The following is a 26,433-nucleotide window of genomic DNA, read 5'->3' on the forward strand; positions in this document are numbered from 1 at the left end:
CTCTCCTCCCGCGCAGGGGTGCTATCGTGGCCGCGAAACACCTCGAGGGAAAGCATGACCGGGACACGGGATGGCGCCATCGGCCGCGCAGAGAAATACTTCGACGAAGGCGGATTCCTCGAGGAGTTGCAGCGGCGGGTGGCGATCCCGACGACCAGCCAGGAGACCGACTCCATGCCGGCGCTGCAGGAATATGTCTCCGGCGAGATGACCGATTCGCTGCAGAAGCTCGGCTACGACTGCACGGTCCTGCCCAATCCGCGTGCAGAATATGGCCCGTTCCTGATTGCCCGCCGGGTCGAGGATCCCGCCAAGCCGACAGTGCTGACCTATGGCCATGGCGACGTGATCCGCGGCCAGGAGGAGCAATGGCGCTCGGGCCTGTCGCCATGGAAGATCGTCGTGGAAGGCGACCGACTCTACGGACGCGGCACCGCCGACAACAAGGGCCAGCACACGATCAATATCGCGGCGCTTGCCTGCGTGCTGCAGGAGCGCGGCTCGCTGGGCTTCAACTCCACGATCCTGATCGAGACGGGGGAGGAGACTGGCTCGCCGGGCCTCGCGGATTTCTGCAAGGCCAACAAGGCCGCCCTCAAGGCCGATGCGCTGATTGGCTCGGACGGCCCCCGGCTCGACCACCGCCGGCCGACCGTGTTCGGTGGCACGCGCGGCACCATGAACTTCAATCTCAAGCTCAACCTGCGCGAGGGCGGGCATCACTCGGGCAACTGGGGCGGGCTTCTCGCCAATCCGGGTATCATCCTGGCCCATGCGCTGGCCACCATTACCGACGAGCGCGGCCAAATCAAAGTGCCGGAATGGCGGCCCAAGACTCTCACCAACTCGGTGCGGGCCGCGCTGGCCGACGCGCATGTCGATGCAGGCGAGGGCGCGCCGGAGATCAATCCGGAATGGGGCGAGAAATCGCTGACGCCGGTCGAGCGGGTGTTTGGCTGGAACAGCTTCGAAGTGCTGGCCTTCAAGACCGGCAATCCCGACCGGCCGGTGAATGCGATCCCTCCCAGCGCGATCGCTTATTGCCAGCTCCGCTTCGTCGTCGGCACAGATCCGCACGACATCGTTCCTGCCCTGCGTCGGCATCTCGAAAAGCACGGCTTCGGCCAAATCGAAGTCGAGCCGGCGCGTGACGTCATCATGAACGCAACGCGATTGGACCCTGAGAATCCCTGGGCCAAGTTTGCCGCGTCCTCGATCGAGAAGACGGCAGGCCAGAAGCCCAACATGCTGCCCAATCTCGGCGGTTCACTACCCAACGAGGTGTTCACCGACATTCTCGGCATGCCGACCGTCTGGGTGCCTCACTCCTATGCGGCCTGCTCACAGCACGCCCCCAACGAGCACTTGCTGGCGCCGGTGGCGCGCGATGGATTGCGCCTGATGACGGGACTGTTCTGGGATCTCGGCGCCGCGGGGCGCGTGTGAGGCTGGAAGATTGCTCCAACAACGCCCCGGGCGCTGCGTATTGACGACGCATGCCCGGCCAACCACAGCTATGATCACCGCCTGCGTGATGGGGAGAACAAATGCCGCGTATTCCGTACTACGAAGTCGAGAACGCCACCGGCAAGCATGCCGAGTTCCTGGGCAAGCTCGACCCAATGCTGAACATTTACCGCATGCTGGCGAACTCGGAGCAGGGCGCGAAGGGTTTTCTGCGCATGGGCAATGCGCTGTTGCATCGCTGTGAACTCGATCCGGTCCTGCGCGAGCTGGCGATCATTCGTGTGGGGCGACTTTCGCGCACGGCCTACGAAGTGTTCCAGCACGAACGCATCGGCCGCGACGTCGGCGTGACAGAGGACAAGATCGCGGCTCTGCGCGAGGCTACCATCGAGGCAGCGGCCTTCACCGACAACGAGAAGGCCGTGTTGCGCTACACCGACGATGTGGTGCGTAACGTCCGGGCCTCGGACAAGGCGCTTAAGGCGGTGCAAGCCTTCCTGACGCCGGGCGCCGTGGTCGAGCTCACGCTCACCATCGGCTATTACATGATGGTCTGCCGCTTCCTCGAATCGATGGGTGTCGATGGCGAGGAAGGCCAAGCCGAATGGCTGAAAACGGCAAAGCTCTGATACGGATGGAATAGGAGAGTTCGAGAGATGGCGTATCGCGTTCTGGTCGCGCAGTTCATGCACGAGACCAACACCTTCAGCAAACTGCCGACCACGCTCGAGGATTACCGCAAGCGTTGGCTGATCGAAGGCGACGCGATGGTGCCGCGCTTCACGGGCACCAAGAACGAGGTAGGCGGCTATATCGATGCCGCCAAGAAGTACGGCTGGGAACCAGTGTGGGCTGGTGCCGCCAACGCGACGCCATCGGGCAAGCTCACCAAGGAGACCTGGGAGCATATCCGCGACATGATCGTGGGCGCGGCGAAGAAGGCGAAAGCAGTGGGCAAGCTCGACGCGGTGTGCCTCTCGCTGCACGGTGCCATGGTGACGGAGACCGAGGACGATGCCGAAGGCGCGCTGCTTGAAGCGCTGCGCGGCGTGGTTGGTCCCGATGTGCCGCTGGTCGCCACGCTCGACCTGCACGCCAATGCCACGGTGAAGATGGCCAAGAATGCCAACGCGCTGGTGAGCTATCGCACCTATCCGCATATCGATGGCTATGAGCGCGCGGTGCAGGCGGCAGCGCTGGTGCAGGAAGCGCTGGAGGGCAAGAAGCAGCCGCGTTGCCTGCTGGTGCAGCCGGCCATGCTGGAAGGCGCGGACCATGGCCGCACGACGCAGCCTGGCCTGATGCGCGACCTGCTGGCCAAGGCCGATGCCTTCGAGAAGGAGCCGGGCATCAATGTCGTCAGCATCCAGGCCGGCTTCACCTGGGCCGACATTCCCTATACGGGCCCGTCGATCGCGGTGAGCCATGAGCCTGCCGCCGAGGCGCGGGCCAAGGCAGTGGCGGCCGCCATCCTCGACGAGATCTGGAAGCGGCGCGACGAAAGCTCGTCTGATTATCGGCCGATCTCCGATGCCATTGCGGCGGCACGCGCCGGTGTGGGCAAAGAGGGGCCGCTGGTCGTGGCCGACGGCACCGACAATCCGGGCGGTGGCGGCTACAACGACACGACGCCGGTGCTGCAGGCACTGATCGACGCCAAGGTCGAGAACGTCGCCTTCGGCACGATCTTCGATCCGGGCACGGTGCAGCAGGCCATCAAGGCGGGCGTCGGCGCGGAGATTGACGTCGTGCTGGGCGGCCACACCGATCCGTCGATGGGTGGACCGGTCAAGGCCAAGGCCATCGTCAAGATGCTCTCGGACGGTGAGTTCAAGAACGACGGCCCGATGAATGCCGGTGTCGGCACCTCGATGGGCCCCACGGCGGTGCTGCGCGTCGGCGGCATAGATGTGGTGACGATCTCCAACCGCATCCAGACGATCGACCTGCAGGTGTTCCTGAGCCAGGGCATCGACCCGTGTACCAAGAGCGTGGTGGTGGTGAAGAGCGTGCAGCATTTCCGCGCCGCCTATGCGCCGATTGCGCGCGAGGTGATCCTGGTCGATTCGGGCGGCATCTGCTCACCCGACATCACGCGGCTGAAGTTCACCAAGCTGCGCCGGCCGATCTGGCCGTTGGACGGGGTGAACGATCCTTATGCAGGAGCAGGAGCGCGTGCATGAGTCCCAGGTTCGAGACAACGGGTCCGCTGCCGGGCGCGGCGTTCGGCGGCACGGTGCGGTTGCGCGACGGCGGGCAGACGGCCGCGACCGTCGTCGCAGCAGCTGAAGCGGCGCCCGACGAGTTGGCGTCGGCGCTGGCCGAGGCCAAGGGGCTGCTGTTGGTGCAGAGCCTCAACGATATCGCCGACGATCCCAATCTGCTCATCCGCTTCAGCCGATTGTTCGGGCCGGAGGTCGAGGACTATCGCCACACTCTGACCGACCTTAAGTCGGTGCATGTATCGGTGCCGGAGATCCTGCTGGTGTCGAACATGCCGCCGGTCAGCAAGGCGCCACCCAAGCGGCCGGAGCCGCCGCTGGCGGCCGACGGGCTGATCCCGGTGCAGTATCCGCACCGTATGGGTTGGCACACCGACCAGAGCTATCGCCGCCCGCCGCCCGACATCTCGCTGTTCTATGCCGTGACGCCGGCGACACGGGACACCGGTCAGACGCTGTTCGCCAACGGCATCCTGGCCTACGAGGCGCTGCCCTCTCATCTCAAGGCAAAGGTCGACGGGCTCCAGGGCCTGCATGCCCAGCCCGGCAGTGGTCGCGGACGAGAGGCGGCGCTCGCTGGTCGGCCGCCGCGCGCTTTCGCGCCTCACGAGCGCTCGCAGCCCCAGCCGGTGGTGCGTACGCATCCGGTGACCGGCGAGCGTGCGCTCTATCTTTGCGAATGGGGCCAGATGGACTGGTTCGAGGGGCCCTTCGTCGGCATGGAGCCCGGCCCGCAGGGTGCGGGGGCGGCCCTGCTCGACGAGATCATGGCGCACCTGACTGAGCGACGCTTTTGCTATGCCCACGCATGGACGCAGGGCGATGTTCTGATCTGGGACAATCGCTGCCTCATCCATGCCGCGACCTGGTTCGATGGCGAGAAAGAGGGGCGTCTGATGTGGCGCACGACCGTCCACGGCAATCCCGGCGCCCACTACGCCGGCGAAGCGAAGAGCTGGATTCCGGCGACTTAGGGGTGTTTCGAGCAAGTAGTAGATAGTAGCGCGAGATCGTTATTCGATAGGCGAAGGGATCGCGGCCGGGTTGGGGCGGCAAGCCTATCGACCAGGATGATCCACTCGGCCTCCAGGAAGGAGCCCGTCATGACCGTCTCCATCACGCCGCTGACGTCCATATTCGCCGGCGAAGTTGGCGCGATCGACCTGCGCCGGATCCATGATCGCGAATCGCTGGAGGCGATCCGCGCCGGTATGGACAGGTACGCCGTGCTGGTATTTCGCGATCAGAATTTCACCAACGAAGAGCAGCTCGACTTCGCCCAACGTTTCGATGGCACGCTGCACGCCCGTACTTCCTCCTCAGCCATTGGCAAAAACCGGTTCGGCAACGAAGCGCTGGCCGACGTCTCTAATGTCGATAAGGACGGCAAGATCCGAGACGCGAACAACCGCATGCGCGCCTCTTCGGTCGCGAACCGCCTGTGGCATACCGATGCGTCGTTCGTCGATCCGCCGGGCCGCTACTCTATGCTGTCGGCTCGGGTGGTGCCGCCAGTGCGCGCCGATACGGAGTTCGCCGACATGCGTGCCGCCTACGATGCACTCGACGAGGAAACCCGCGCCTCTATTGAAGAGCTGCGCGTTTTTCATTCCATCGTCTATTCGCGCCACGTCCTCGGCTTCGACTTCGACGAGGACGAGCAGGGCAAACTGAAGGGGGCCGTCCATCCGCTGGTGCGCACCATCCCGGGCTCCGGCCGCCGCGCACTCTACCTAGCCTCGCACGCCGCTCATATCATCGACTGGCCAGTGCCGGAGGGCCGGCTGCTTCTGCGTGACCTGATCGACCACGCCACGCAGTCGCAGTTCGTCTATCGCCACGTCTGGCGGCCGCATGATTTCGTGATCTGGGATAATCGATGCACCATGCATCGCGCGCGGCCGTTCGACGACAAGACCCATCGCCGCGAGCTTCGGCGCACTACGACGCTCGACCTGCCGCTGCCGGCTTCAGCTTAAGCTTCCACCTCGTGCGGAGCGCCACTGAGCAGGGCGCTCCCGGTGCGCTCGACACAGGTTGACGAGCGCGCTGGCGACGAACAGGCGGCGAGTCCTTCTATCGACCTTTTCCTTAGCGCTTCTGGCGGAAGAAGGTCGTCAGCACATAGCGCCGGCCCCGCGTCACCGGACCGACCTTGTGCAGGAGCGAGCAGGAAAAGACAGCAGCGGCACCGGCCGGCGGGCTGACGCGCACGCCGGCGTACTCGGGGAACACCAGCTCACCACCCTCGAAATCGTCATTGAGGTTCAACGACACGGCGAAGGCGCGATCGGCTGTGGTCGGCGCGCCATTGTCGCGATGGGCGCCGAAGAAATGCTCGCCCTCGGCGCTGTAGGAAAGCACGACGTGGGCGTCGAAGGTGAACTGCCGGTCGAAGGCGAAGACCTTGGTGAGCTCGGGACCGACGCGATAGGCCAACCGGTCCGACACGGCCTTCTGCATCATCGGCTCGACGATCATGTAGTCTTCGGTGCGCTTCAGCTCCTCCACGTTGACGTTGCCGTAGCGGCTGGAGACGCCGCTGTCCTTATGGTCGCCCTTGCCCCATAGGCGAATGAGCTGCGTGCAAAAATCCGGTTCGAAGACGCGGGGCAGGATCAGCACCGGCGCCAGGGCGGTATTGATCAGCAGGCCCGAGCCCGCATTGGCGCGCACCGACTCGGCAAGGTCGCCGATGGTCTCGGTGGTGGCGGCAAGCACGCGTGTGTCTAAGGTGCTGGCGACGCGCTGGTTGGGGTCGAGCACGATCGCGCGTTGGCGCAACCCCATCCCCTGACCGAAGGAAACCGCACCGCCCTGCGCGAGCAAGGCGGGCAGGAATTGCGCCTTTTGGTCGAGCAGGAGGAGGGGATTCTCGGGTTCGGCGCCGAGCTTCTTCCACAATGAGGTTGCACCCGCAGGCTCGTTGGCGGCGACCACGACCAGCCGTGTAGACGCTGCTGTGCAGGCACTGCGCAGCAAAGCGAAGGGCTCCACATCGATCAGCTTGAGATCGGCAACAGCGAGCAGCACGACCGGGTCGCCGGTGAACGACCAGATGAATTTGCGCAGCTTGCCGTCGAGGCCCGGCAGCACGAAATCGGGAAGACGGTCTCCGACGCGCAGCGACAAGACGTTGGTCATGGATGGGTCGACAGACTGCAGGAAGGGGCTAGGGACCCGAAGCTAATACCTCGAAGTCCCATGAACTCATAGTGGGCACTGTAGGGATTGAACCTACGATCCACCCGTATGAAGGGTTGTCCGGGTTGCTCGCTGCCAGTCGCCGTAGGACTGGCAAGAGCCAGCAGGATGACAAGCGATAGGTCGCCCTTTGCAGCATGCCGAAGCGATAGCCCTAGCTCATTGCTTCTTGTCCTCGAGATAGCTGCCGGTGATGTAACCGGCGGCCCCGCCAATGAGGCCTGCGCCGACAACTGCGCCAAACGAGCCGCCAGCCACCATGCCGATGCCGGTGCCGAGGGCCGCGCCGGTCAGCGCGCCCTTCTGGCTGGTCGACAAGTTGTCCAGCTTCTCACATCCCGCCAGGCTGCCAATGACTAGCAAGAGTACCAGTGCGCGCATGGTCTGCTCCCCGTAATGCATGTCCTAGCCTAGCAGTCTGGATTGCTCGGGTGCATGTGGTTCTTGCATTTCTCAGCTGGAAAGCGAGGCGCTCGTATAGCGGGCGATCACTCTTTCCTCATCCGTCGGGACTACCCATGCAGCTATCCGAGACTGGTCACTGCTGATCTGCCCAGCGCCCAGCCCGTTGCTTTCTTCATTCAGGGCAAGTCCCAGCCAGGCGCAGCCGGCTGCGACTTCCGATCTTGTCGCAGCGTCGTTCTCGCCGATGCCGGCTGTAAAGACGAGGCCGTCGAGGCCGCCCAACGCGGCCGTCAGCGATCCGATTTCACGTACGATGCGATAGACGAAGAGCGCGATGGCGGCCTTTGCCGAGGGCGTCTCCGACTGGCGCAACGTGCGCATGTCCGATGACAGGCCCGAGACGCCGAGCAGGCCGGATTTTCGGTACAACAAATCCTCTATGGCCTGGGCATCCATGCCGCGTTCCTGCATGAGGTACAGCAGCACGCCCGGATCGAGGGCACCTGTTCGCGTGCCCATCATGAGACCGTCGACGGCTGTAAAGCCCATGGTACTGGCGACGCTACGGCCTTCATGTACTGCGCATAGGCTCGCGCCATTGCCGAGATGGGCGACGATCAGGCGCGACCGCGCCAACGCCGGCTGAATCTCCTGCAATCGCGAGATGACATAATCGTACGACAGGCCGTGAAAGCCGTATCGTCTGACGCCGGCTGCCGTCAGGTCTCGCGGCAACGCAAATTCCTGGGCCAGTGCCGGCTGCGTCCGGTGAAACGCCGTATCGAAGCAGGCGACTTGGGGAATTTGCGGCGCAGCCTTGGCAATCGCCTCGATCGGCGCGAGGTTGTGCGGCTGATGCAGCGGGGCCAATGGCACCAGCTTGGCAAGCTTCGCAAGCACATCGGAATTGATACGAACCGGACTGGAGAAATCCGTTCCTCCATGTACGACGCGATGGCCGACTGCCAACACTGGTCGGCCGGCGAGCAGCTCGCGTGCAAGTCGCACGATCTCGAGCGTTGCGCCGTGATGGTCGAGCTCACCCTTGGGCCAGCTTCGTTCGGCGACCGACCTGCCCTCGGAATTGGTGGCTTTGAGATGTGCTGCCGAACCGATCCGTTCGATCTGTCCGCGGAAAAGCAGATTTCCGCCGGTTCCTTCTTCATAGAGGCCGAACTTGATGCTGGAGGAGCCGGCATTGAGTACGGTTATGCAACCCGACGTCATCAGATCCTCAGGCGATGATATGCGTGCCGCCGTCGACATAGACGGTGCCGCCGGTGATGCGATGGGCGAAGGGAGTGGCGAGGTAGGCGCAAGCCCAGCCCACATCCATGATGTCGACCAACTCCCCGAGGGGCGCTCTATGGGCGGCCTCGTTCAGCATGAGCTCGAAGTCCTTCAGGCCAGAGGCGGCGCGGGTTTTGAGAGGGCCGGGGGATATGGCGTGCACGCGGATGCGTTGTGGCCCGAGCTCGTAGGCGAGGTAACGGCAGGAAGCCTCCAGAGCCGCCTTGACCGGCCCCATGACGTTGTAGTTCGGCACCACGCGATTGGCGCCCAGATAACTCATGGCAAACATGGTCCCACCGTCAGCCATCAACGGTGCGGCGAGCCGCGCCATGCGGATGAAGGAATGGCAGGAAACATCCATCGCCCTGGTGAAACCCTCGGCCGAGCAGTCCAGCAACCCGCCGCGCAGATCGTCGAGCGGAGCGAAGGCGATCGAGTGCACCAGGATGTCGAGCTTGCCCCAGCGTGCCCGCACCTGATCGAACACTGCCTCGAGCTGCCCGGGCGTGGCGACATCGAGGGCGCCGGTAATGGGGGCATTCAGCTCCTGGGCGAGGGGCTCGACATAGGTCCGGGCCTTGTCGTTCAGCCATGTTACCGCCAGCTCGGCGCCCGCTTCGCGAAAGGCCTTGGCGCAGCCGTAGGCGATCGATTGGTCATTGGCGATACCGACGACCAGCGCTTTGTGTCCGGTGAGAACCGGTCGAATGGCATCGTTCATGGTGTCCTCATGCAATGGCGGCAGCCGGGCTCGCGCGACGGGCGGCGGCCACCAACACGGCGACCGCACATGAGGCAAGGCGCGTCAGTAACGAATCGGCACGGCTGGTCAGGATGATGGGTACGCGCGCACCCAGCACAATGCCGGCGGCATCGGCTCCGGCGAGGAACGACAGACTCTTGGCCAGCATGTTGCCGGCTTCGAGGTCTGGCACGATGAGGACATTTGCCTTTCCGGCGACGGGCGAGACGATGTGCTTGATGGCGGCAGCCTCTGGACTGATGGCATTGTCCAACGCCAGCGGGCCATCGAGCATGGCGCCAGTGATCTGGCCCCGGTCGGCCATCTTGCACAGTGCAGCCGCCTCGATGGTGGATGCGACGCGCGGATTTACGATCTCCATGGCACTCAGGATCGCGACCCGCACCTCTTCAGTCGCGAGGGCATGAGCAAGGTCGATTGCGTTTTGCACGATGTCGACCTTTTCCTCCAGTGTCGGCGCGATGTTGACGGCAGCATCGGAAATGATCAGCGCCTGGCTGTGATTGGGTACGTCCATCACGAAGCAGTGGCTGATGCGCCGGGCCGTACGGATGCCTGTCTCGCGTGCCACCACGGCGCCCATCAGCTCGTCCGTGTGGAGGCTACCCTTCATGAGCCCTTCAGCGCGCCCGGCTCTAACCAGCTCGACCGCCTTGGCGGCTGAATCGTGGCTATGTTGCGATTCGACCAGCTCGAAACCGCCGATCTCCAGGCCAGCGCGAGCGGCTGCGTCGCGCATGCGTGCCAACGGCCCGACCAGGATCGGTCGCAACAATCCGAGGCGCGCCGCCTCGACCGCGCTTTCCAGAGAGACCTCGTCACAAGGGTGAGCGACCGCCGTGGCCATCGACGGATGCTTGGAGGCGACAGCGATCAGGCGATTGTATTTCTCGTGAAGTTTCGGTGCAGCCTCTGAATTGAGCATGCTAGGCGACCTTTGGTGTCTGACCATGGGGCAGGCGGAACAATCCCTCTATCCGCCGCAATCGGCGATGTCCTTCGGCGGACAGATCGCCGCTGGCGCCAAGCACGTCGCTCACGATCTTCCAACCGTCGGATCGAAGCTGCCCGTCGTCAGGCAGAAGGCGGGCAATGGCACGCACCGCGCGCTCCTCATCAAGCCGCAAGAGCATGTATTGCTCGCGGAACATCGCCTTAACCTCTGCCATGGTGCGGCGGCGATTGACCGGCTGCAGTCGCCGGACGGCCTGCAGCACGCTGAAGCCGCGCTCGTCGACTGAGCGCTCCGGCAGGCGGACGTGCATGATCGAGCGGATCACGGCTTCGGCGAGCCCGCCGACCTCGAAGCGCTTCTCGAGCTCCGCGCGCCGGGTTGCGTCAATTGCTTCGAGAGCAAGATCACGCTCTATGCGCCGCTGCGTAGGCGCCGGAGACGCATTCAAGCCGACCATGGCCTGCAGTATCGGAGACCCGTAACTCGCCAGAAACGCTGCCTCGGTCATGGCGTCGCGGGCGAGTCGGTAATTCTCCCAGTACATTGTGATCCAGCTCGAAGCCATCTTTTCCATGGTGAGAAGCGGATTGTTCTCCGACACCGGTTTGCGGTCGGCGCGGACCGATTCGGCCAGCGCCTTCACGGGCTGCATCGCGGGATTGCGATCGGAAAAGGCGGCGAACCGCACACGGTTGGGATGGAGCTGCCGCATGAGGTCAGCAGTCTGACTGCTCGACATCGATTTGACGACGGGCTGGCCGAGCACTCGGTAAAGTCCGTGACTGGCTTCGGAGAGGCGCGCGACGGTCGCGAAGCGTTGGTTGTCCTCCTCGCTATTGGCGCCGAGTGCCCTGATCGCATCGAGGGTGCGGGCCTCTAGCCGGAAGAGGTACTTGCCGTGGATCAACTCGGGATTGGCGATGTTTTCGCCGACTTCGGTGATGACCGCCTCGTAGAGGCCGGGTGGCAATAGGTCGATCATCTCGATGCAAGAGGCGAACTCGGCATGTTCTTTTGTGGCGACCTTGCCGGAAACGAAGATGCCGAGATGGCCGATGGTCTGATGCAGCGTGTAGACGATGGTCTGGCCGTTCGCGACGATCTCGTCCTCATGCGCATACAGGTCGGTAATCCAGCCCAGCGCCTGTTGTGGCGGTGTGATGTTGTCGCCCCATGAGCACAGCACGATGATCGGCGAGCGGATATTGCGTAGATCGACGCGCACACCGTCAGAAGTGTGAATCTCGCCCGCGGTGAGCTTGTTGCCGACGAAGAGGTTATCGGCGATCCACTGCATTTCCCCGGCATTGAGCAGCACAGGATTGCCCCACCAGGTCTCGAAGTCGAGGAAGCGCGACGCCTCGGTATCGACCTTTGAGTAGAGGTTGTAGGGCTTTTCCCAGTAGGTGTTCGCGGGGTTCAGGGATTCGAAGTTGGCAACCAGGTTGGCGCCATCGAAGATTCCGTTGCCGAGGTCGCCCGATAATGCCGTTAGCCAGGTACCGCCCAGTGTGCCACCGAGATAGCGCATTGGATTGCGACCGCGCACACCGGCCCAATAGGACAATGGCGAGCCCGCGAGCATGATCGGGCCGAAGAGCTCAGGCCGTATCGCTGCCGTCATCATGAGTTGCCAGCCAGCCTGGCAATTGCCGATGATCACCGGCTTGCTATCGGCCTCGGGATGCAAGCGCGCGACATCCTCGAGGAAGGTGGCTTCGGCTATGCACACGTCCTCGATTGTCTGACCCGGCATCGGTTCCGGCAGGAATCCGACGAAGTAGCAAGGATGGCCCGCGGCCATCGCCACACCAATTTCACTATCGCTTTTCATGCCGCCGATTCCCGGTCCGTGCCCAGCGCGTGGGTCGACGACGACGAACGGCGCCTTGGCTTGATCTATAACCGTGCCTTCGGCGGGCAGAATGTGCACCAGCATGTAGTTGACGGGACGGGGGAGGCTACGGCCGTCACGCACCAGTTCGTAGGGGAAGCTCAGCACGTTCGGCGCGTTCTTGGCGCTTTGCTCCAAGTAGGTGTTGCCACGCTGGCGCAGCGCATCGAGCGTCAGGATCGACCGTTGCCATGCGTCGAGCCAGTACTCCTGAAGGAAGTTGAGTTTGGGGGTGTCGACCATGCGTCACGCTCCTACGTTCGTGGCCGCCTGAGCGGTTGCCGAAGGCCGAGAGGGTAGTCCATCTGGCCTCGGGCCGTCTTGATCTTGCTCAAACCTCAACCGATCGCCGCAGGTGATTTGCACATCCAACGCGGGTTGCCTGCTGGAATGGGCGCTAGTGGCGAGCGACCGCCTGGAAGGACTTCACGGCGAGAGCAGCAACCATGCCAGTTAGCGCGATCCCGCAAAAGCCAATCAACACCGTGAGACAACGCGTGAGAATTCCGGTGGGGACGAGGTCGCCGTAGCCGACCGTCAGTCCGGTGATGAACGCGAAGTAGACTCCCTGGCCGATGCCCCAGCCCTCGATGAGTCCTATGATTGAACCGAGTGCTGCCTGCAAAATCAGCAATCCGGACAGCACGGGCCAGCAGATCCCGACGCCCTCGACGAAGGATCGCCAGTAAGCTCGGCGCAGGGCATTCGCTGGTCGATCGGCCATGTGTGCCAGCTCTCCGTCATCCCGGTTTGCGGCGCAGAGACCTCAACAGGCTTGGCACATCCTTCAATGTTTCCCGGGTTTTCTGGAACAGGACATAGAGGCCCGGAATGATGAAGATGCCGAGGAAGCTCGCTGCCAGCATGCCTCCGAAAACGGCCGTGCCAACCGCTCGCTGTGTTGCCGCGCCTGCGCCGGTCGCGATCACCAACGGAACGAGACCAACGATGAAGGCGAAGGAAGTCATCATCACGGCTCGGAAGCGCAATCCTGCCGCTGTCGTTGCTGCGGTCACGGTATCGACCCCCTTGTCGCGTTCGGCCATGGCGAACTCGATGATCAGGATTGCGTTCTTGGCCGCCAACGCAATCAGCACGACGATGCCTATCTGGGCGAAAAGATTGTTGTCGAGCCCACTCACCCAGAGCGCCGCCATGGCACCCAGCAGCCCGGCCGAGACCGACAGGAGCGCGGCCACAGGAATGGTGGTGCTTTCGTAGAGGGCAACAAGGAACAGGTAAGCAAACAGGAGGGCGAGCGCCAGAATGAAACCGGTCTGGCCTGACGCCGCTTTCTCCTGAAAGGCGGTGCCCGTCCATTGGAAGCCATAGCCGGCCGGAAGCGTCGTCTTCGCCAGGGCTTCCATGGCAGCCATCGCCTGACCAGAGGAGTAACCCGGCGCTGGACCGCCATTGATGGTTACCGAGCGCAGATTATTGTAGCGGATGATCTGTGACGGCGCCGTTACAACGCGGATCTCCGCGACGGCGCGCAACGGAATGAGTTCGCCCGAGGCATTGCGGATGCGTACGCGATAGACATCGCGGGCGATGCGGCGATCGCTCGCCTCGGCCTGGACCTTGACCTGCCAGGTTCGACCGAACAGGTTGAAATCGTTGGCGTAGTAGCCGCCCATCGCGGTTTGCAGCGCGTCGAACACCTGGGCGATGTCGATGCCCAACACCTGTGTCCGTTCCCGGTCCAGGTCGAGATAGATCTGGGGGCTCGCGGCACCATAGGTCGTATAGACACCCGCAAGTTCAGGTACGCTTTGCGCCGCGGTCACGAGGCCGCGCGCAGTCGCCGCCATGTCGGTCGGCGAGGCGCCGGTGCGGCTCACGAGCTGGAACTCGAAGCCAGCCGATGTGCTCAGCCCGATGATGGGAGGCAGGTTGAACGGGATGATCGTCGCAGCGGCAATTCGGCGGAAATCCTGGTTGAGCTGCGCGAGGGCCGCGAAGACGGACATGTCTGGACCCTTGCGCTCGTCGAACGGCTTCATCGCCGCCACGAAGAAGGCGCGGTTGGGCAGGCTCAGACCGTCGAGCATGCTGTAACCACTCACCGTGAAAAGGTTCTGCAGCCATGGCTTTGCGCGCACGATCCCTTCGACTTGCTCGACCACGGCGAGGGTCCGACTCGTCGATGCAGCGTCGGGCAGCTGGATCTCCCCCATGAACGCGCCCTGATCCTCGTTCGGGAGGAATCCGGACGGGACGATGCGTGCGAGGCCGCCAGTGCCGGCGATGAAGGCCAACGCCAGCAAACCTGCAATCAGTGAACGCCGTGCAAGCGGCGTGACCAACCGGACATAGCCATTCCGGCTGGCATCAATCCCGCCGTGCAGTCGGGCAATCAAACCCTTTGATTTCTTCCGGTGGCGGAGCACGAGCGAGCAGAGCGCCGGTGACAATGACAGCGCGTTGATGGCCGAGATCACCATGGAGGCGGAAACCGCTACGGCAAACTGCTGGTAGAGCTGGCCTGTGATGCCCGGGATGAAGGCCGTCGGGATGAATACCGAGAGGAGCACCAACGTGATGGCGATAATGGGCCCCGTTACCTGCCCCATCGCCTTCTCGGTCGCTTCGGCGGGCGTGAGGTCGGGCTCGGTCTCCAGTATGTGTTCCACGGCCTCGACCACCACGATGGCATCGTCGACCACGATGCCGATCGCCAGCACCAGTGCGAGCAGGGAGACCGTGTTGGCGGAGAAGCCCAGTGCGAGCATCACAGCGAAGGTTCCGATGAGGGCGACCGGAACCGCGATGATGGGAATGATCGTCGCGCGCAAGTTGCCGAGGAACACGAAGACGACAATGCCAACGAGAATGAAGGCTTCGATAAGTGTGTGGATCACGCTCTCGATCGTGGCTTCGACGAAGACCGTCGTGTCGTACATGACGTCGTAAGCGACATCGCTCGGCAGCAGGGGATCGAGCTCCTTCAGCGCCTCGCGAACCCCCTTGGCGGTCGCCAGCGCGTTTGCGCCGGGGAGCAGATAGATCTGGATGCCGGCGGCCGGCTTGCCATTGTAGCGCCCCACCGAATCACTCGACTTGGCGCCGAGTTCGACCCGCGCCACGTCTTTCAGCCGGACGACGGTGCCCTGCGAGTTGGTGCGGACAACAATGTCCTCGTACTCCTTGACCGTCGACAGTCGGCCCTTGGTCGTGATGTTGAGTTCGAGCTCCACGGGACCGGCCAGCGGAGCGGCCCCGACGCGCCCCACTGCCGCCTGGATGTTCTGGGATTGAATCGCCTTCACGACGTCGTCGGTCGCAACTTCGAGGCTGGCCATGCGATCCAGTGAAATCCAGGCGCGCATCGCATAGTCGAGGGGGCCGAAGAGTGTCGCGTCGCCGACACCGGGCACTCGGCGCAGCATGTCCAGCATCTCGATCGTGGCGTAGTTCGACAGGAACTGGCCGTCTCGGCTGCCCTTGGGCGAGTGTACCGCCACGAGCTGGAGCAGGGCCGATGACTGCTTCTTCACCGTCACGCCGTTACGCTTCACTTCCTGTGGGAGGCGGGCAGAGGCCTGGTTGACGCGATTGTTCACGTTCACGGTGTTGAGGTCCGGATCGGACCCGACCGCGAAGCTGACTGTCAGCGTGTAGCTGCCGTCACCTCCCGACACCGACTTCATGTAGATCATGCGCTCGACGCCGTTCACTTCGGCTTCGATCACCTGTGCGACAGTCGCCTCGACGACGGCAGCCGAGGCGCCCGGGTAGGTCGTCGTGACCCGCACCTGGGGCGGCACGATATCGGGAAACTGTGCAACCGGCAGAGCCGACACGGCGATCAGGCCGGCAATGGTGATCACCGCCGAAATGACGAACGCAAATCGCGGTCGGCGGATGAAGATCGAGGAGAGGGCCATCGGACTAGCGCGACTGCTCGGCGGCCGGAGCCAGCTCCGGCGCGACCACCATGCCCGGGCGAACCCTCTGCTGGCCCTGGACGATGACCTTCTCACCGGCCTTGAGGCCCTCTTCAACGACGATCGCCCCCTCCCGTTCGGGCCCCAGCTTTATACGTCGCTGCTCTGCCTTGTTGTCGGGACCGACGACGAAGAGGTAATAACCGGACTGGTCGGACGCGACGACCGATTGCGGCACCATCACAACATTGGCAGCCTGCTTCTCCTCGAGGATGACTCGGACAGTCTGACCATCTGTCAGCCGGCCATCGGTATTGGGGAAGCTGGCCCGAAGAGTCTGGCCGTCCGTCCGGGGGTCAACCTGCACGTCGATGAAGTCGAGCGTGCCTTCTTCGGGATGAAGAGTGTCGTCTGCGAGCCGAACCTTGGCTTTCATCGCCTCTCCCGACGAGCCACCGCGCCGTGCTTCCAGCAGCTCGCGCTGGGTCACGGAGAAGAGCACCAGCATCGGCTGCTCGGCGACGACCGTCGCAAGTACGCCGGACTCCGGCCCCACGACGTTACCCGGCGGCACGTTGGCGCGCCCAATTCTGCCGGCGATCGGTGAGCGCACGTCAGTGTAGGAAAGTTTGATCTTCGCGTCCTTGAGTGCTGCATCAGCCTCGGTAAGCGCGCCTTTGGCGGCTATAAGCTCCGCGGTTCGTTGATCGAGCGTCTGCTGCGTGCCGACATTGGTCCGAGCGAGTTCCTGCGCGCGCCTGAACTGGACATCGGCATTGGCAACCGCACCCTCCGCGGCAGCCTTCTGACCCTCGCGTTGCTCGACGGTTGCCTGATAGGGCTCGGGCTCGATCACAAACAGCAACTCGCCTTGCTTGACGAGATCACCGTCCTTGAATTTTCGGGCCCCGAGGAAGCCCTGCACGCGCGCCCGAAGGTCGACCTTGTCGAGAGCCTGCGCGCGGCCGATGAACTCGCGTTGCGCGGCCAGTGGTCGAGCTTCGGCGGGTTGCACGAGAACAGCCAGCGGCACGGAGGCCGGTTGCTGAGCGAACGCGCTACAGCAGACCACAAAGCCTCCACAGACGAGCGCAAGAAGCGTCGGAACCAGGGCCTTCATGTGCAGCCTCTCCGTCCTCGTCATCGGGCTACGGTCGGCCGATACAGCAGCATTGCGCCTGGACCAGCCGGCGTTGCCGTAAGTGTCGTTCCTCTTCGTGAATCGCGCCATGTCCTGGGTGATGAACCTTCGACGGCGGCGCCGTGAATGCCATCGAGAAGGCTGCTCACGAGCGCGAGGTCGGAGGTCGGAAAGAGGACGACGGTCTGGACAAGCTGATCATTGCCGTCGAAGGAAAAAGATGCCGAGGCGGGCACGCCGACCATCGTGATGCCATCGACGAACAGCGTAGGTGTCACACCGCCGGGCGGGCGGGCACAAACAGGCACATCGGGGCGGCAGGGTGTCGCTCGGCCGGCACTGGCGGAAGCAATTTGCGAGGAGCTCATGCCCCACTGGGCATACTGCCACCAAGACAGCGCGGGCGCCGCATGGGCGATCATCAACAGCATCGCCAGGACCAGACTACGCATCGGGCCTCCTGCGGGACAGAGCCCGCGCCGAACTGGCGCAGAAGCCCCACAGCCACAGTCTATCCGCGGCTGGAAATGCGATGCTTGATTTTACTCAAGGCCCTGCTGGCGGTCGGTCGATACAAAAGTTGACCCGGCCGCGCCGGCTGGGGGTATCGGGGGAGAAGTCATGTCGTACAGTAATCGTCGATCGATGCTGAAGTTGCTGGGCGGGGCCGCACTCGGGGCGTCCACCCTGTCCACACTCGCCAGGCCCGCATTGGCGCAGGGCGAAGATCTCGTCGTGCCGAACCGCTACCAGAACTTCAAGCGCGGCACGATCCACAGCATGCATCCGGAAGCGCGCAGCTTCACGATCATCTGGGAGGATCTCGGTCGTGTGAAGATGAAGGCGGCGGACCTCGTCACGAACTTCGCGTCGCTTCGGGTCGGCCAGACAGTCGATGTGCAATGGTACGACTATCTCGACTTCCTGATCGCCAAGACGACCCCGGCAGTGACCGCGCGCGCGGAGGCGATGCTGAAGCAGGGAGCACGGCTCGAGGGTATTCCCGGTGCGCAGCAGCGGATCCGGCTGTGGCAGATGTCGGGCATGTGCACCAAGGTCGACACGGCGGGCAGCGTCGTTTTCCTGATCAACGCCTCGGGTGGCGAGCCTGACAAGCCTGCACCCAACAGCGGCGAGGTCATTCAGATGCCGCAGATCGTGACCGATGCTGGCAGGGCCGCGCTCGCAACGCTGAAGCCTGGTGACCAGATCACCACGGTGTTCAGCCAGCAGACAGCGATCAAGGTAACAATCATCCGCTAGGCTACTCGACCGGATATCGACGCCAGAGGGACAACTCGTACCTCTGGCGTGCGCCGGGCAGGACGCTGTCCAATCGAGCGGTTCTGTCGCCGAAGGAGGAAGCCCGATGAAGACGCTGCGTAGCGTGTTGGCCGAGGCACCTCTTGCATGGTTGCTGTTCGCGGTGCCGGTGGCCGCCTGGGCTCATCACGCGCGTCCCGACTCGCCGCTGCTGGTCTTCGCGCTGGCCTGCCTTGCCATCGTACCTCTCGCCGGCCTGCTGGGCGTTGCCACCGAGAAGCTGGCGGCGCGCACCGGCGAGGGTATTGGGGGCTTCCTTAACGCCACGCTCGGAAACGCTGCTGAGCTGATTATCGCCCTCGTAGCGCTCCGCGCCGGCATGCTCGACGTCGTCAAGGCGTCGCTGACTGGATCGATCATCGGCAATCTGCTCCTGGTGCTGGGCGCGGCCTTTCTGGCCGGCGGACTGCGCCACAAGGTCCAGAGCTTCGCCACTATCGGCGCACGCACGCAGATCGGCATGATGGCGCTCGCAGCAATGGCCATTCTCGTGCCCTCGATTTTCGCCGTCACCAATGCTGGTGAACTCGCGAGCCGCTCGATCACCTTCAGTGTGGTCGTGTCTGCGATCCTCCTCGTGGTCTATATCTGCAGTATCGTCTTCACCCTCCGTACCCATGCGCACCTGTTCCATGGCGAGGAGGGGGCCGGTGAGGTTGAACATCACGGTATTCCCTGGTCGACCTCGCTGGCGGTTGGAGTGATGGCCGCCGTTACAATCCTGATTGTCTGGATGAGCGAGGTTTTGGTTGAGACGGTCGAACAGGCCTCGCATGCGCTCGGCCTGTCGAGCCTGTTCGTCGGTATCGTCGTCGTGGCCGTTGTCGGTAATGCCGCTGAGCACAGCACCGCCGTGTTGATGGCGATGCGCAACCGCATGGAGATAGCCGTCAGCATCGCGATTGGCAGCAGTACGCAGATCGCACTGTTCGTGGCGCCGCTGCTGGTGCTGGTGAGCCTGTGGATTGCACCCGAGCCACTCAGCCTCGCCTTCGCCGGTGTTGAAGTTTTCCTGGTGATGGCCGCGACCTTCGTCGCCTCGATCCTGATTGTCGGTGGCAAATCGACCTGGTTCACCGGTGTCCAGCTTCTCGCCATGTACGTGATCATGGCGGTCACCGTATTTGCGATCCCGGCCTGAAGAGGTTCCCCCCGTGAATGCGGCTGCTGCAGAAGGCGGCGTTGGCTCGCTTGGCATTGGCCCGGTTGTTGCTTTTGACGGGCAAGTCTGGGGGACCCATGCCGCTCATGTCAGGTTTGTAAGTGACGACTGGCGGAAGGCAGGCGTAGGGTATTGGCCTTATGCTTCCAGCGACCCCCCGCCAGCCTCGGGGCGTAGCGTTTGTCGGACTGGCATCTTCTACACCACTGCCCTGCGACCGCTGTCCGGGCAGGTCGCTAAATTTATGCAAGCCATTGGACGAGCCGCGACTACGGCAGCTCCTGGCATTGGGCACAACACGACATTGGAAACGGCACGAGATACTTTTCCGCGCGGGCGATCCAGCCTCTACCTTTTTCAAGATTAGAAAAGGGCTTGTCGCAGTTTCCCGCACCTTGGACGATGGCCGTCGACAGATCGTGGCATTGAGGACGGCCGGTGATTGCGTTGGCTATCTGGACGATGCGGGCCGGTATGCTTTCGAGGGCCAGGCGCTGACGGATATCGAGGCCTGCTCCTTCGATCGACGCAGGTTCGATGCCGTGGCAGCTGACAATCCCGACCTGGCAGCGGCCCTCTCTGGCGCCCTGTCGAGCGCGCTGTCACAACTGGGCGAGGCGATGCTGGTCGTCGGAAAGCTCCGCTCGACCGAGCGGGTTGCGCATTTTTTTGCGGAGATGGCCTCTCTCCACCGGCAGGTGAACCCGGAACGAGGGCCTCTGCTATTGCACATGAATCGAAGCGAGATCGCCGACTATCTCGGCCTCACCGTCGAGACCGTCAGTCGGTCTATCGGTAAGCTCAAGAAGCGTTCAGTCATCGGCCTTATCGAAAGCGATGAGGTGATCGTCCTCGACGATGCAATGCTGCGTGAGATCGGCAAGGTGAGCGGCGAGCCGCGATCGAGTGCCGTTGGCTAGAGCGAGGACACCCCCCCCAAACGGCGTCCCGCTTGACTTTGATCAAGGCTCAAACGTGGCCACAAACCATACTGGCCCTTGCATACTGACCGGAGCACCGAACGCGGCCGATCTCCCCCGCGTGCATAAGCTTTCCGGATCGGAGGGGCAGCGATGGACAAGCCGGCCAAGGAAAAGCTGAAGCGCAAGGTCTACGAAAAGCAGCTCGGCAAGCTTCAGGTCGAACTCTGCCATCTCCAGGACTGGGTCAAGCTCACAGGTGAGCGCATCATCATCGTGCTCGAAGGGCGCGATGCTGCCGGGAAGGGAGGACTGATCAAGGCGATGACGGCACGCGTCAGTCCCCGTGTATTCCGTGTGGTCGCCCTGCCGGCGCCTACGGATCGGGACAAGACGCAGATGTACATCCAGCGCTACATGCAGCACTTCCCGGCCGGCGGCGAAATCGTGATCTTCGACCGGAGCTGGTACAACAGGGCTGGCGTCGAGCCGGTGATGGGCTTCTGCACGCAGGAGCAGCACGAGCGGTTCCTGGAACTCTGTCCCATTGTTGAGCGCTTCATTCAGGGAAGCGGGATCCGATTGCTGAAGCTCTGGCTGGAAGTCGGCCAGAAGGAGCAGGAGAAACGCTTCATGGCCCGGATCGACGATCCGGTGCGGCAATGGAAGCTGAGCCCCATGGACCTTGGTTCCTACAAACGCTGGTACGACTATTCCGAGGCGCGCGACCTCATGCTGCAGCGTACCGACACGGACGACGCTCCGTGGCACGTCGTGCACACTGACGACAAGCGTCGCGGCCGGTTGAACGCGATTTCGCACATTCTGGGGCGCATCCCATACAAGCGCATCGACAAGGCCAAGGTGAAGCTGCCGGAGCGCTCGGAGAAAAGGAGATACGACGACCAGGCCACGCTACAGGGCCGTCGCTTCGTCGAGGAGATCTTCTGAGAACAAAGGAGACACGTGCCATGTCAACGTTGCTGAGCGTAAAGGAACTGCAAGCGAAGATCGCCCTGGCGGAAGGTGCCAAGGCATCCGCGGCGATGAAGCGCCTGGAGGCAGAGGAACGCGAGAAGGCCGAGTTGCTGGAACGGCTCGGCAAACCTTCCGGCCTCAGCGACGACGAGGTGATGGAGAAAGCATCGATCATCATCAACCGCGCGGTCGAAAACGGCCTCATGTCGGTACAGGTGTTCCGCTTTCCTCATACGGTTTGCTCCGACAATGGCCGCGCCATCAACCAGGGCGAAGCCGGATGGGAGACGACACTCACCGGCATCCCGAGGGAAATCTTCGAGTTCTGGAAGCGCCAACTCCAGCCGCGCGGCTATCACATACGCTACGAGGTCATCGACTATCCGGGGGGCATGCCGGGCGACATCGGTATTTTCCTGAGCTGGGGCTGAAAAGTACGACAATCGCCACGTATGCGTCGGCTCACCTCAACAGCCACCTGTTTGCAAACGCGCAGGTCAGCGCCGTCGAACACGACGGCGATGCAGGCGTCACATGGTTCCTTGAAGCAAAGGTCGCGCACTGGCGCTGGAGCGACGGTTGAACCGCCGCCTTCAGATCGACTGATTTCTCATACCCTGACGCATACCGAGCCTCCAGATGATCACTGTGAAGCCCGCCGCAAGTAGCGTCCGGAAAATGTCCATTTCCAAAGGAAATGGTGGGCGCTGTAGGGATTGAACCTACGACCCCACCCGTGTGAAGGGTGTGCTCTCCCGCTGAGCTAAGCGCCCGGGAAGGGGGGCGTATAGGGCCTGTCGGCCGAATCGTCAACGGGCCACTGTCGCGAGTTTACCCAGTGTAGCGGGCAGGGCATCGAAGCGGTCGATAACGGCATCGGCGCCGAGTTCGCTGGCCGGACGGGTCGTATAACCCCAGCTCACCAGCACGGCCGGTAGACCTGCACCGCGCGCGGCCTCGGCATCGTGGATCGAATCGCCGATCATCACGGCCCGTGTCGGATCGCAACCCATGCGTTCGAGCAGCATCAGGATGTGCCGCGGATCGGGCTTGCGGACGGGGAAACTGTCGGCGCCTGCCACATCGCTGATCGGCGGCATCAGCTTCAAATGTTCCAGGATCATGCGCGAAGGCTTCTCGAACTTGTTGGTGCAGACACCCTGCTTCAGTCCCAATCGGGCGAAGTGGGCCACGACCTCGGAGACGCCCGCGAAGGCCGTGGTGTGACTGACCGGGTCGGCTTCGTAGTAGCGCACGAATTCGCGCGTCACGGCGCTCAGCGCCGACTCGTCCAGCACCTTGCCGTGCTTGGCGAAGGCCTTGCCCATCGTGACCTTGCTGCCCTGGCCCATGAACACCCGTACATCCTCGTCCGAAACCGGCGGCAGGCCGTGGTCGGACAGCACGTGGCTGACGGCCACTTCCATGTCCTTGGCGCTGTCGATCAGGGTGCCGTCGAGGTCGTAGAGAACGGTGTCGAAACGGGTGGCGATGAGCTTGTCGATGTCGGTATCCATGCGAACACCTCTAGCACATCCGCCTTGCCCGGCTGCCAGCCTCATGGCATCCGACGGAACATGAAATCGTCCATCGCCGTGGTCGTGCTGGCAGCCGGGGCCGGCACGCGCATGAAGTCGAGCTTGCCGAAGGTCCTGCATCCGCTGGCCAACCGGCCGATGATTCAGCACGTGCTGGACAATGCCGCAGCCCTGAAGCCCACACGCATCGTGGGTGTCATCGCGCCCGGTGCCAAGGACGTGGCGGCGGCCTTCGCGCCATATCCCACCGTCGTGCAGAAGAAGCCACTGGGCACCGGCCATGCAGCCAAAGCCGCTCTCGGCGCGCTGCGTGGTCATACCGGCCCGGTCCTGGTGGTGTTCGGCGACGCGCCGCTGGTGACTGCGGCGTCGTTGCAGCGCCTGGTCACTACCTGCGCCAAAGAGCGCGCGGCCGTAGGCGTGCTGGGCTTCGTCGCCCACGATCCCTCGCCCTATGGCCGGCTGATCGTGCAGCGGGGCATCCTGGAGAAGATTGTCGAGAGCAAGGATGCCGACGAGATCGAGAAGACCGTCGATTTCTGCAATTCCGGCGTGATGTGCCTCGACGGCCGCCTGATCGCTGGCCTGCTTGGCGGTATCAAGAACAACAACGTGAAGCGCGAATTCTACCTCACTGACGCCGTCGCCCTGGCCCGTGCTGCCGGCCACAAGGCCATCGCGGTCGAGGGCGATGAGGCCGAGTTCCAGGGCATCAATTCGCGTGCCGAGCTGGCGGTCGCCGAACGCGCCCTCCAGCAGCGCCTACGAGCCGCTGCAATGGTGGCAGGCGTCACCATGATTGATCCTGACACTGTCTGGCTGTCGGCCGACACCAGGTTTGCTGCCGACGTCACCATCGGTCCCAGTGTCCGCTTCGGACCGGGCGTCGAGATCGCGGCCGAGGTCGAAATCAAGGCCTTCTGCGATATCGAGGGTGTCCGCATAGGGCGTGGCGCCAGCATTGGTCCCTTCGCACGGATCCGACCGGGCTCCGATGTCGCCGAGAATGTCCATATCGGCAACTTCGTCGAGCTCAAGGCCACGCGCATGGGCCGCGGCGCCAAGGCCAATCACTTGGCCTACCTAGGCGATGCCGACATTGGTGCCGCGAGCAATATCGGAGCAGGCACCATCGCCGTGAACTACGACGGCTTCGGCAAATGGCGCACGGTGGTTGCGGACGATGTCTTTGTCGGTTCCAACAGCTCCCTGGTGGCGCCGGTCCACATCGGCAAAGGAGCCAACGTGACGGCCGGCAGCGTCGTGACCGAGGATGTCCCGGCTGGCGCCCTGGCCTTCGGGCGGGCGCGGCAGGTGACAAAGAAGGGGCGAGCGGCGCCACTTCGTGCGAAACTCAAGGCCCGCGCGGCGGCGGCCAAACGCGGTAAGAAAAAATAGCCACCCCTCAGCCCGGATCCCCTCCCATGTGCGGCATTATCGGCATCATCGGCAAAGCGCCCGTCACGCCTCTGCTCGTCGACGCGCTGAAGCGGCTCGAATATCGCGGTTATGACTCGGCGGGCGTCGCCACGCTGGTGAACGGCCACATCGACCGCCGCCGCGCCGAGGGCAAGCTGGTGAACCTCGAGACCCGGCTGGCGGCGGAGCCACTGCCCGGCACGATCGGCATCGGTCACACGCGCTGGGCCACGCACGGCAAGCCGTCGGAGCGCAATGCCCATCCCATCGCCACCGACCGCGTCGCCGTGGTGCACAACGGGATCATCGAGAACTTCCAGGAGCTGAAGGGTGAACTCGTCGCCGAGGGCCGGCACTTCGACAGCGACACCGATACCGAAGTCGTCGCCCAGCTCATCACCTCCTATCTCGAGAAGCAGATGTCGCCGGAGCAGGCGATGGGCAAGGCCATGGAGCGGCTGCGCGGCGCCTTCGCGCTCGCCATCCTGTTCAGCGGCCGCCACGACATCCTGATGGGTGCCCGCCGCGGCAGCTCGCTGGCGGTGGGCTATGGCGACGGCGAGATGTATGTCGGCACCGACGCGCTGGCGTTGGCGCCGTTCACGCGCCAGGTCAGCTACCTCGAGGACGACGACTGGGTCGTGCTGCGCGCCGACGGATGCACCGTCTATCAGGGCGGTTGGGAAGTGAAACGCGAGATCCGCCAGAGCGGCATCTCTGGGGCGATGATCGGCAAGGGCAACCATCGCCACTTCATGCTGAAGGAGATCCACGAACAGCCGGCGGTGATCGGCGACACCCTACAGACCTACCTCGATCCAGCCACGCGCTCCGTCACCCTGCCGGCCCTGCCGTTTGACTGGACCAAGGTGAGCCGCATCACCATGACGGCCTGCGGCACGGCCTATTATGCCTGCATGGTCGCCAAATACTGGTTCGAGGGGCTGGCCAGGCTGCCGGTCGAGGTCGAGGTTGCCTCGGAGCTGCGCTATCGCGAGCCGCCGCTGCCCGAGGGCGGCGTCTGCATTGCCGTCTCGCAGTCGGGCGAGACCGTCGATACCTTGGCCGCCATCCGGTATGCCAAAGCAAATAAGCAGACGATCCTCTCCGTGGTGAACGTGCCAGAAAGCGCCATTGCCCGGGAATCGCATCTCGTGCTGCCGACGCTTGCCGGACCCGAGATCAGCGTCGCCTCGACCAAGGCCACGACGACCCAGCTCACGGTGCTGCTCTGCCTCGCGATCGCTGCCGGTCGGGCGCGGGGCACGCTTTCGGCCGAAACCGAAGCGCGGTTGGCATTGGCGCTGATCGAACTGCCGGCGCATATCAACCAGGCCCTGAACCTGGAAGATGAATATCGGCGTGTCGCGGAGACGGTCCTCGCCGAGGCGCGCGACGTGCTCTATCTCGGCCGCGGCTCGTCCTTCCCGATTGCACTCGAAGGGGCGCTGAAGCTGAAGGAGATCTCCTACATCCATGCCGAGGGTTATGCGGCCGGCGAGATGAAGCATGGTCCGATCGCGCTGATCGACGAGACGGTGCCGGTGGTCGTGGTGGCTCCTACGGACTCGATCTTCGACAAAACCGCGTCGAACTTCGAGCAGGCCAAGGCGCGCGGCGGCAAGCTGGTGCTGTTGAGCGATGCGGCAGGCGTGGGCCGCCTCGGCAATCAGGCTGTGGTCGCGGTGACTTTGCCTACGGTAGACCCCGTGGTGGCGCCGATCCTCTACACGGTCCCGGTGCAGTTGCTGGCCTACTATACGGCGGTCGCCAAGGGCACCGACGTCGACCAGCCCCGTAATCTCGCCAAGAGCGTCACGGTCGAGTGATCTTCACCTCCCCCGCGGAGCAGGGGAGGTGAC

General features: G+C 63.5%; 23 protein-coding genes and 1 tRNA gene. 12 read left to right on the top strand and 12 right to left on the bottom strand.

Annotated elements, in window-relative coordinates:
• Window positions 1-54 precede the first annotated feature (54 nt).
• From EPO50_RS10040 to EPO50_RS10060, 5 genes are all read left to right on the top strand, one after another.
• A complete protein-coding gene (locus tag EPO50_RS10040) occupies window positions 55-1,446 on the top strand; it encodes a M20 family metallopeptidase (RefSeq protein WP_296343501.1) in 1,392 nt (463 codons plus the stop codon).
• A 101-nt stretch (window positions 1,447-1,547) separates the two neighbouring features.
• On the top strand, window positions 1,548-2,096 hold the full coding sequence (locus EPO50_RS10045; RefSeq protein WP_296343504.1) for a carboxymuconolactone decarboxylase family protein: 549 nt from the start codon (window positions 1,548-1,550) through the stop codon (window positions 2,094-2,096).
• A 27-nt stretch (window positions 2,097-2,123) separates the two neighbouring features.
• Window positions 2,124-3,650: a M81 family metallopeptidase gene (locus EPO50_RS10050; RefSeq protein WP_296343506.1), complete on the top strand. Its 1,527-nt coding sequence runs from the start codon at window positions 2,124-2,126 to the stop codon at window positions 3,648-3,650.
• Entirely contained in the window at window positions 3,647-4,663 is a 1,017-nt protein-coding gene (locus tag EPO50_RS10055; protein ID WP_296343508.1) for a TauD/TfdA family dioxygenase, read from the top strand. Before EPO50_RS10050 ends, EPO50_RS10055 begins: the two co-directional genes overlap by 4 nt.
• Before the next feature lie 129 nt (window positions 4,664-4,792).
• Window positions 4,793-5,668 carry a TauD/TfdA family dioxygenase gene (locus EPO50_RS10060; RefSeq protein ID WP_296343510.1) on the top strand — a complete coding sequence of 292 codons (876 nt, stop codon included), beginning with the start codon at window positions 4,793-4,795 and terminating at the stop codon, window positions 5,666-5,668.
• Between the two features lie 112 nt (window positions 5,669-5,780).
• Here EPO50_RS10060 and EPO50_RS10065 read toward each other — a convergent pair whose 3' ends face one another.
• From EPO50_RS10065 to EPO50_RS10110, 10 genes are all read right to left on the bottom strand, one after another.
• Window positions 5,781-6,833, bottom strand: coding sequence for a 2OG-Fe(II) oxygenase (locus EPO50_RS10065; protein WP_296343511.1), 1,053 nt, complete (start codon window positions 6,831-6,833; stop codon window positions 5,781-5,783).
• Between the two features lie 219 nt (window positions 6,834-7,052).
• The gene (locus EPO50_RS10070) at window positions 7,053-7,274 is read right to left on the bottom strand and encodes a glycine zipper domain-containing protein (RefSeq protein ID WP_296343513.1); all 222 of its coding nucleotides are present in this window, start codon (window positions 7,272-7,274) and stop codon (window positions 7,053-7,055) included.
• A gap of 72 nt (window positions 7,275-7,346) precedes the next feature.
• Entirely contained in the window at window positions 7,347-8,630 is a 1,284-nt protein-coding gene (locus EPO50_RS10075) for an acetate/propionate family kinase (protein ID WP_367268038.1), read from the bottom strand.
• Window positions 8,533-9,312 carry an enoyl-ACP reductase FabI gene (gene fabI / locus EPO50_RS10080; protein WP_296343517.1) on the bottom strand — a complete coding sequence of 260 codons (780 nt, stop codon included), beginning with the start codon at window positions 9,310-9,312 and terminating at the stop codon, window positions 8,533-8,535. The genes EPO50_RS10075 and fabI overlap by 98 nt, the downstream gene beginning before the upstream one ends.
• Before the next feature lie 7 nt (window positions 9,313-9,319).
• Complete coding sequence (locus EPO50_RS10085; protein ID WP_296343519.1) at window positions 9,320-10,279, bottom strand: phosphate acetyltransferase; 960 nt, start codon at window positions 10,277-10,279, stop codon at window positions 9,320-9,322.
• Window position 10,280: 1 nt separating this feature from the next.
• The gene (locus tag EPO50_RS10090; protein ID WP_296343521.1) at window positions 10,281-12,446 is read right to left on the bottom strand and encodes a DUF3141 domain-containing protein; all 2,166 of its coding nucleotides are present in this window, start codon (window positions 12,444-12,446) and stop codon (window positions 10,281-10,283) included.
• A gap of 154 nt (window positions 12,447-12,600) precedes the next feature.
• A complete protein-coding gene (locus EPO50_RS10095) occupies window positions 12,601-12,927 on the bottom strand; it encodes a potassium channel family protein (protein WP_296343523.1) in 327 nt (108 codons plus the stop codon).
• Window positions 12,928-12,943: 16 nt separating this feature from the next.
• Window positions 12,944-16,090, bottom strand: coding sequence for an efflux RND transporter permease subunit (locus EPO50_RS10100; protein ID WP_296343524.1), 3,147 nt, complete (start codon window positions 16,088-16,090; stop codon window positions 12,944-12,946).
• A 4-nt stretch (window positions 16,091-16,094) separates the two neighbouring features.
• A complete protein-coding gene (locus tag EPO50_RS10105; protein WP_296343526.1) occupies window positions 16,095-17,210 on the bottom strand; it encodes an efflux RND transporter periplasmic adaptor subunit in 1,116 nt (371 codons plus the stop codon).
• A 20-nt stretch (window positions 17,211-17,230) separates the two neighbouring features.
• On the bottom strand, window positions 17,231-17,683 hold the full coding sequence (locus EPO50_RS10110) for a hypothetical protein (protein ID WP_296343527.1): 453 nt from the start codon (window positions 17,681-17,683) through the stop codon (window positions 17,231-17,233).
• A gap of 169 nt (window positions 17,684-17,852) precedes the next feature.
• Between EPO50_RS10110 and EPO50_RS10115 the strand changes: the two genes are divergently transcribed.
• The 5 genes from EPO50_RS10115 (at window position 17,853) to EPO50_RS10135 (ending at window position 22,045) form a co-directional block, all read left to right on the top strand.
• Window positions 17,853-18,494: a hypothetical protein gene (locus tag EPO50_RS10115; protein WP_296343529.1), complete on the top strand. Its 642-nt coding sequence runs from the start codon at window positions 17,853-17,855 to the stop codon at window positions 18,492-18,494.
• Between the two features lie 106 nt (window positions 18,495-18,600).
• Window positions 18,601-19,695, top strand: a complete 1,095-nt coding sequence (gene cax, locus EPO50_RS10120; RefSeq protein WP_296343531.1) for a calcium/proton exchanger — start codon at window positions 18,601-18,603, stop codon at window positions 19,693-19,695.
• Between the two features lie 161 nt (window positions 19,696-19,856).
• On the top strand, window positions 19,857-20,636 hold the full coding sequence (locus tag EPO50_RS10125) for a Crp/Fnr family transcriptional regulator (protein ID WP_296343532.1): 780 nt from the start codon (window positions 19,857-19,859) through the stop codon (window positions 20,634-20,636).
• A 153-nt stretch (window positions 20,637-20,789) separates the two neighbouring features.
• Window positions 20,790-21,587: a polyphosphate kinase 2 gene (gene ppk2, locus EPO50_RS10130; RefSeq protein WP_296343534.1), complete on the top strand. Its 798-nt coding sequence runs from the start codon at window positions 20,790-20,792 to the stop codon at window positions 21,585-21,587.
• Window positions 21,588-21,607: 20 nt separating this feature from the next.
• Entirely contained in the window at window positions 21,608-22,045 is a 438-nt protein-coding gene (locus tag EPO50_RS10135) for a hypothetical protein (protein ID WP_296343536.1), read from the top strand.
• A gap of 267 nt (window positions 22,046-22,312) precedes the next feature.
• Here EPO50_RS10135 and EPO50_RS10140 read toward each other — a convergent pair.
• Window positions 22,313-22,387, bottom strand: a tRNA-Val gene (locus EPO50_RS10140).
• A 36-nt stretch (window positions 22,388-22,423) separates the two neighbouring features.
• Window positions 22,424-23,131 (bottom strand): HAD-IA family hydrolase, encoded by a 708-nt coding sequence (locus EPO50_RS10145; protein WP_296343538.1) that lies wholly within the window; start codon window positions 23,129-23,131, stop codon window positions 22,424-22,426.
• A gap of 60 nt (window positions 23,132-23,191) precedes the next feature.
• Here EPO50_RS10145 and glmU point away from each other — a divergent pair, with 60 nt between their 5' ends.
• Together glmU and glmS are read left to right on the top strand one after the other, a co-directional pair.
• On the top strand, window positions 23,192-24,550 hold the full coding sequence (gene glmU / locus EPO50_RS10150) for a bifunctional UDP-N-acetylglucosamine diphosphorylase/glucosamine-1-phosphate N-acetyltransferase GlmU (protein WP_296343540.1): 1,359 nt from the start codon (window positions 23,192-23,194) through the stop codon (window positions 24,548-24,550).
• Window positions 24,551-24,576: 26 nt separating this feature from the next.
• Window positions 24,577-26,400, top strand: coding sequence for a glutamine--fructose-6-phosphate transaminase (isomerizing) (gene glmS / locus EPO50_RS10155; RefSeq protein WP_296343542.1), 1,824 nt, complete (start codon window positions 24,577-24,579; stop codon window positions 26,398-26,400).
• Window positions 26,401-26,433 lie beyond the last annotated feature (33 nt).

This window comes from Reyranella sp. (assembly GCF_004297405.1).
Classification (GTDB): Bacteria; Pseudomonadota; Alphaproteobacteria; order Reyranellales; family Reyranellaceae; genus Reyranella.

What these genes read in the sequence shown, in the direction of transcription:
- EPO50_RS10100 (WP_296343524.1), bottom strand. Translation starts at nt 16,090, where the DNA reads ATGGCCCTCTCCTCGATCTTCATCCGCCGACCGCGATTTGCGTTCGTC.
- EPO50_RS10045 (WP_296343504.1), top strand. Translation starts at nt 1,548, where the DNA reads ATGCCGCGTATTCCGTACTACGAAGTCGAGAACGCCACCGGCAAGCAT.
- EPO50_RS10110 (WP_296343527.1), bottom strand. Translation starts at nt 17,683, where the DNA reads ATGCGTAGTCTGGTCCTGGCGATGCTGTTGATGATCGCCCATGCGGCG.
- EPO50_RS10040 (WP_296343501.1), top strand. Translation starts at nt 55, where the DNA reads ATGACCGGGACACGGGATGGCGCCATCGGCCGCGCAGAGAAATACTTC.
- EPO50_RS10085 (WP_296343519.1), bottom strand. Translation starts at nt 10,279, where the DNA reads ATGCTCAATTCAGAGGCTGCACCGAAACTTCACGAGAAATACAATCGC.
- EPO50_RS10095 (WP_296343523.1), bottom strand. Translation starts at nt 12,927, where the DNA reads ATGGCCGATCGACCAGCGAATGCCCTGCGCCGAGCTTACTGGCGATCC.
- EPO50_RS10135 (WP_296343536.1), top strand. Translation starts at nt 21,608, where the DNA reads ATGTCAACGTTGCTGAGCGTAAAGGAACTGCAAGCGAAGATCGCCCTG.
- fabI (WP_296343517.1), bottom strand. Translation starts at nt 9,312, where the DNA reads ATGAACGATGCCATTCGACCGGTTCTCACCGGACACAAAGCGCTGGTC.
- EPO50_RS10090 (WP_296343521.1), bottom strand. Translation starts at nt 12,446, where the DNA reads ATGGTCGACACCCCCAAACTCAACTTCCTTCAGGAGTACTGGCTCGAC.
- EPO50_RS10115 (WP_296343529.1), top strand. Translation starts at nt 17,853, where the DNA reads ATGTCGTACAGTAATCGTCGATCGATGCTGAAGTTGCTGGGCGGGGCC.
- EPO50_RS10055 (WP_296343508.1), top strand. Translation starts at nt 3,647, where the DNA reads ATGAGTCCCAGGTTCGAGACAACGGGTCCGCTGCCGGGCGCGGCGTTC.
- EPO50_RS10075 (WP_367268038.1), bottom strand. Translation starts at nt 8,630, where the DNA reads ATGTGGGCTGGGCTTGCGCCTACCTCGCCACTCCCTTCGCCCATCGCA.
- EPO50_RS10060 (WP_296343510.1), top strand. Translation starts at nt 4,793, where the DNA reads ATGACCGTCTCCATCACGCCGCTGACGTCCATATTCGCCGGCGAAGTT.
- EPO50_RS10145 (WP_296343538.1), bottom strand. Translation starts at nt 23,131, where the DNA reads ATGGATACCGACATCGACAAGCTCATCGCCACCCGTTTCGACACCGTT.
- EPO50_RS10125 (WP_296343532.1), top strand. Translation starts at nt 19,857, where the DNA reads ATGCTTCCAGCGACCCCCCGCCAGCCTCGGGGCGTAGCGTTTGTCGGA.
- ppk2 (WP_296343534.1), top strand. Translation starts at nt 20,790, where the DNA reads ATGGACAAGCCGGCCAAGGAAAAGCTGAAGCGCAAGGTCTACGAAAAG.
- glmU (WP_296343540.1), top strand. Translation starts at nt 23,192, where the DNA reads ATGAAATCGTCCATCGCCGTGGTCGTGCTGGCAGCCGGGGCCGGCACG.
- EPO50_RS10105 (WP_296343526.1), bottom strand. Translation starts at nt 17,210, where the DNA reads ATGAAGGCCCTGGTTCCGACGCTTCTTGCGCTCGTCTGTGGAGGCTTT.
- cax (WP_296343531.1), top strand. Translation starts at nt 18,601, where the DNA reads ATGAAGACGCTGCGTAGCGTGTTGGCCGAGGCACCTCTTGCATGGTTG.
- glmS (WP_296343542.1), top strand. Translation starts at nt 24,577, where the DNA reads ATGTGCGGCATTATCGGCATCATCGGCAAAGCGCCCGTCACGCCTCTG.
- EPO50_RS10070 (WP_296343513.1), bottom strand. Translation starts at nt 7,274, where the DNA reads ATGCGCGCACTGGTACTCTTGCTAGTCATTGGCAGCCTGGCGGGATGT.
- EPO50_RS10050 (WP_296343506.1), top strand. Translation starts at nt 2,124, where the DNA reads ATGGCGTATCGCGTTCTGGTCGCGCAGTTCATGCACGAGACCAACACC.
- EPO50_RS10065 (WP_296343511.1), bottom strand. Translation starts at nt 6,833, where the DNA reads ATGACCAACGTCTTGTCGCTGCGCGTCGGAGACCGTCTTCCCGATTTC.